The organism is Nostoc sp. 2RC (assembly GCF_014222165.1).
GTDB lineage: Bacteria > Cyanobacteriota > Cyanobacteriia > Cyanobacteriales > Nostocaceae > Nostoc > Nostoc linckia.
On record NZ_JACKZU010000479.1, the window covers coordinates 1 to 5,357 of the forward strand.

General features: G+C 39.1%; 5 protein-coding genes. 2 read left to right on the forward strand and 3 right to left on the reverse strand.

The genetic code is table 11. The annotated features are described in order from the left end of the window. Positions 1-132: 132 nt before the first annotated feature. Complete coding sequence (locus GNE10_RS31665) at positions 133-567, forward strand: hypothetical protein (RefSeq protein WP_099072145.1); 435 nt, start codon at positions 133-135, stop codon at positions 565-567. Positions 568-581: 14 nt separating this feature from the next. On the opposite strand, the gene GNE10_RS31670 is transcribed toward GNE10_RS31665, so the two are convergent. Then, complete coding sequence (locus GNE10_RS31670; protein ID WP_185569908.1) at positions 582-1,124, reverse strand: hypothetical protein; 543 nt, start codon at positions 1,122-1,124, stop codon at positions 582-584. 23 nt (positions 1,125-1,147) lie between these two features. Beyond that, positions 1,148-2,095, reverse strand: coding sequence for an aspartoacylase (locus GNE10_RS31675; RefSeq protein ID WP_221643063.1), 948 nt, complete (start codon positions 2,093-2,095; stop codon positions 1,148-1,150). Positions 2,096-2,294: 199 nt separating this feature from the next. Between GNE10_RS31675 and GNE10_RS31680 the strand changes: the two genes are divergently transcribed. After that, positions 2,295-3,215 carry a LysR family transcriptional regulator gene (locus GNE10_RS31680; RefSeq protein ID WP_185569910.1) on the forward strand — a complete coding sequence of 307 codons (921 nt, stop codon included), beginning with the start codon at positions 2,295-2,297 and terminating at the stop codon, positions 3,213-3,215. A gap of 54 nt (positions 3,216-3,269) precedes the next feature. On the opposite strand, the gene GNE10_RS31685 is transcribed toward GNE10_RS31680, so the two are convergent. Then, positions 3,270-5,261, reverse strand: coding sequence for an AarF/ABC1/UbiB kinase family protein (locus GNE10_RS31685; protein WP_185569912.1), 1,992 nt, complete (start codon positions 5,259-5,261; stop codon positions 3,270-3,272). Between the last annotated feature and the right edge of the window lie 96 nt (positions 5,262-5,357).

A 5,357-nucleotide genomic window follows, 5' to 3' on the forward strand; every position in this document is an offset into this window, starting at 1 on the left:
CTAAACCCTTTTAATATCTGGCTTGCCTAATTCGGGGATTTTGAATTTTGAATTTGTATAATATTTGCACTGTTTTTTAATTAAAAATAATTTTTGAAAGTTTAAATTTCTAAGTAAAGCGGAGTAACTCTCATGCTATATCTAGCCCAGGTGCGGAAAAATGATTTTTTAGAGCAGCACCAATTACGCTTATTAGCGCGTCAAGAAGTTGATAACTTATGGGCAATAATTCCAGAAGAGGCTTTTATTTTGTTGGGAAAAGGAAATCCCATGAGTGAAAATTTGCTTGTTTTAGTCGAACTTTCACCCACAGGCGATATTGAAAGAATAGAAGATGCGACTAATTGGGTGCTACATTTAGTACAAACTTACCTCACCACAGGCATTACACCAGAATTCTTACAGCACGAAGCCGAACGAGCAGAAAATTGGCGACAGTCTTTAACGTTGCAAAACCAAGACTTGGCGAGGCGTTCTCTGGAATTAGAAGCCAGACGCGAACAAATTCAAGCTTTAGAAGAAAGCCTCAAACGTGAAAAAAATGGTTATCACAAAGATGAGGAATGATATCAATTCAAAATTTAAAATTCTCCAGAACGCTGAATTTGAGAGTTGATTTCAAATTGTACGAGTTCTGATTTGTTATCCTTCACTAACCAAACAAAAGTTTCGCGAACAGATGATTTAGAAAATACTGTGATGTAGCGAAGAAGAATGTAATTTTCCGATTCTTTGTCAGTCGGTTGTCCCCACCAATCAGTGATTTGAGCAGAGTTTACAGTTCCAATTTCCTGTTTGATTGTTGCACAAATGCTTAGCATTTGTGACTGACTGAAATTTTTTTGAAAAAGCTCATTTGCTTCTTGATAAATATCTTGGCATTTGCCTTGTTCTAATTGAGTATGAAATCTTTGCACGGATGACTCGGCAATTTTCTTACTGTACTCCAAATTAGTGAAGTGGTCAATGATAATTTGTTTGCGATTGATTGGGTCTTTTCCTAACACAAAACCAAACCAGCCAACTCGCATTAAAACTCCTCCGCCAAAGAAGATTGAGCCAATGAAGGTCAAGATAACTAAACTGCCTAAACAACCAAGACAACTAGATGATTTTGCAGACATAATGACTCCTGAAAAACATTTAATTAGCCACTGAATTTATTTGCAAAATAAACCTGAAATCCTAAATTATCTTCATTTTTTTTCAGTAATATCTGCTGCGGTTGAGTGATGCACATAGCAATTCCCTTTTCATAGTAAGCGGCTTCATTAATAAAAACTGGATAAATTGTTGAGGTTCCTTCGTAGGCGATCGCTTCTCCTTTAAATGTTAAAAACATCGGTGTTCCAGGATTCAATGGTTGATAATCTTGAAACTGAAGTTGCGGGTGAATCATTGCTTGAATTTCACCAGATTCATTTCTGGGATAATCAATTGTTCCACAATGACTATAAACGGTGAAGCTATTTTTAAATAAAGGAACTTCACCGCGATTATATAATTCCAGATAATTTAAAATATCGTTCACTAACCTTTCAGTTTCCTCAAAGCGATCGGCTTGTAAAATTCCTTGAGGAATTGCTCCCACCTCAATGGTGCAGCCTAATTCACAAATCGATGGCAAACTAGAAGCTTCTAGCGATTTTGGTAAAATATAAACCTTGACTAAAGGATTTACGCTTTGAAGATAAGCAACTAATTGCAAGTTGAAAGGATGCTCATGGGTAATTACAGTTAAACCCATATTTGCAGTAGTGCTATGAATATCCACAACTACATCCACAGGGGTTTTACCATTTGCACCATATAAATGATTGATTTCTCTGGCTCGTATATCTTCATAACTAGAACGCGTTAAATCTTGCAAATCTGCTTGTCGAAAACAACGGTTAAGGTCTTTATCAAGATATCGACGCACTGCTGCAAATGCTTGAGGATTGGCCAGCAAAGTTATAGTTTCAAAGTTCTGACGCTGTACAAGATTGGGATGCTGTTGGAGTTTTTTGATCGTATAAACACCAGTGAACTCATTTCCATGAGTTCCTCCAACAATTAATACTCGTTGAATTGGAGGTATTTGATTTTTAATCATGTTTTTCTCTCCTAATCATTTATGGAATAAATCTTAGGAGGTCACAATCCATAACTCAATTACCAAAATATGTATTGTAGTATGCTTAAATAGACATAGTAATACTAGTGCATTTTGCTAAGCTTTAATACAGCTTCGTATATGAAGTGCAGTTAGATATTGTAGTATATCTAAACACGTATAATACGTTAGGGTTACTATGAATCTAGAACGTCTAGAACGTTTTGTTTTTTTGGCTACACTCAAGAATGAAGCTGGACAAAAAGATATCAATATCAGCCATGCAGCAGAACAACTGCATATTCCTCAGCCACACCTCAGCAAACAAATTAAAAAATTAGAAGAAGAATTAGGCATAGAACTATTTGTGCGTAAGCCTCGCTTGGAACTGACGCCATACGGTCAAGTTTTTCTTCAAGAAGCACAACATCTCCTCGAACAAGTCGAGAGAATTCAGATATCTGCAAAACAAGCAAGTCAAGGTGAAATTGGAAGGTTAACTGTTGGTATTAGTACTTCAATTTCTAACAGCTTGCTACCAAATATTCTGCGGGTTTTTCGTCACAAATATCCGTATGTAGATTTAGTATTACAAGAATTAATGTTTGAAGATAGTCGCGAAAAACTTCAAGACCGCACCCTAGATGTGGATTTTGAAAATTGGTACAATCTCCAAGATATAGACGATGGCCATTTTCTCACCTATGAAATTGTCACCGAAGAGCCTTTGGTAATGGTGCTTCCTAAAAAACATCCCCTCAGCCATTACCCACAAATTCAACTGCAAGACTTTAAAGCGGAACCTTTTATACTTCCTTGCTATGAGAAAGTTCCAGCATTACACGCCCTGATTCGCAATGCTTGTTTGTCAGCAGGATTTCAACCGAAGGTGGTACAAGAAGCCGGATGGATGACAACTATTTTAGGTTTGGTTGCAGGGGAAATTGGCGTGACATTGCTACCTGCTAATGTCATGAATCTTCAACGTATAGGAGTTGTTTATCGAAAAATCCAAGGACAATCGCCTATATTTAAAATGGCGATCGCTTGGAGACGAGATAATCAATCAAAAGTCTTAGCTAATTTCCTCAAAGTAGTTAGAGAAGTTTCCTGTAAATAATTTCAGCAGATTTGCACTTTCAATTGGAAATACAGTAATAACACTCTCAACACCTCACTCTGAGGCCAACAATTGCCGAATTATCCTAGCTAAAGCCTTTTGCGTAAAGCGGCTGGCCACTTGTTGACCCAAACGCTGTACCCCTGGATTTCCAAATAACTGGGCAAGTTGAGTTGCAAGTTCTACTGGATCGAAACCTCGTGTTTCTTGGAGAATATTTAAAATCCGTTTGATGTGTTCTAAGGTTTGTTGTTGTTCAACTGTCGCGGCTGGAGTTTCGTTAATTGCTGTTAATCCTACCCGTTCTCTGAGTAAATAAGTAAAGTTATGCAAAACATTTTTACTTACAGCATCAAGTCCATTCACAGCTTCATCCACCAACTTGTCGCGAATGAATGCGCCACGTTCAGATGATAGAAATTCTATCCCCTGATTTAGTACTAAATTAAAGTCATAGTCTTGACTGTTACGGGCATTTTTCAACAAATTTTCTAAACGGTTCCAGCGGAATCTGCCATCTTTAAATAACAAATCTTGCAATGATGCTCTTAATTGTGGTGCAGCATCTGTTAATAGACGTTTAGAAACGTAAGGATAAGCTTCGCTGAGAACTTTAAAATTCGGATCTATATATATTGCAATACCTTCCAAGGTCACCAAGGAGCGAATAATTAAAGCATAGTATGGTGGTACGCGGAAAGGATATTCATACATTAAAGCCGATAATTCATCGGTGATACTTTTAATGTTGAGTTCGGCAACAGTAGCTCCTTGAGCATCAGCAAATACTCTAGCAAAAGCTGGAATAATTGGTGTTAAATCTGTTTCTGGTGATAAGAAATCTAATTTAACGTAGTCTTTTGCTAAGCCGTCAAAGTCGCGGTTCACCACATGGACGATCGCTTCAATTAAACCATAACGCTGGGGCGGTTTAATCTCGCTCATCATTCCAAAGTCGAGATAAGCTAATTTGCCATCAGTTGTGGCTAATAAATTACCAGGGTGGGGATCGGCGTGGAAAAATCCGTGTTCTAGTAACTGACGTAGAGAACATTGCACGCCCACTTCAATTAAATAACGAGCATCTATGCCTTGGGCGCGAATTTCTGCTGTTTGGGTTAATTTAGTGCCGTTAATCCACTCCATCGTCAACACGCGACGATTGGTATATTCCCAGTAAATTTTCGGAACGTAAATGTCTTTTATATGACCGTATAGCTCGAAAAATCGTTCGGCATTTTCACCTTCATGGATGTAATCCATTTCTTCAAAAATGCGATCGCCTAATTCATCGAGAATCCCAACTAAGTCACTGCGTACCCGTTTGACTTTTTTCTGTACCCAAGCGGCTAGATTACGCAAGATATACAAATCAATGGTAATCCGCTCTCTTAAATCTGGACGCTGAACCTTAACTGCCACTTCTTCACCAGTTTTCAGCTTTCCTTTATAAACTTGCCCCAGAGAAGCCGCAGCAATTGGTTGGGGCGATAGTTCGGCGTAAATTTCTTGGGGAGGTGCGCCTAATTCTTCTTCAATAAACTGGTAAGCAATTTCGTTGGCAAAAGGCGGTAATTGATCTTGTAGCTTAGTTAATTCTTCTAGATATACCGGAGGAACCAAATCTGGTCTGGTGGACAAGGCTTGGCCAATTTTGATGTAAGCAGGCCCCAGCCTGGTTAGTAATTCTCGTAGCTGAACGGCTCGGCGGCGGTCATTTTTGACAACAATTCCCCGTTTATTATCCGACCACAACCCAAACACAAAGGAGAGTGTTGGTCTCAGCACCGCCAAAATCCGCCCCAAAACTTGTAGGGGTCTTTCTTGGTAATGCGCCGCTATCTCCAGGGGATTGTAACGCGTCTCAGGTTCGGCTGTTTGAGTATCCCTACGGGCTGCTAACAATCTTGGCGATTGCACCACCAAGTCTTGTGTACCATTTTCTGGTACTACATCAATAATATGCAGTTCGCCTTGGCTAGTTTTGCCCTTGCGACTGTCCTCCTGAATCGATCCGGAATTAGGGGGAAGTGTCTTAACAATCATGGAAAAGGCCACCGCTGAGAATGATCATGTTAAGTATTGTAACAATATGTTGAAGATTGGTCATCGGGCAAAGGGGAGGGGGGAAGGGGTAAAGGG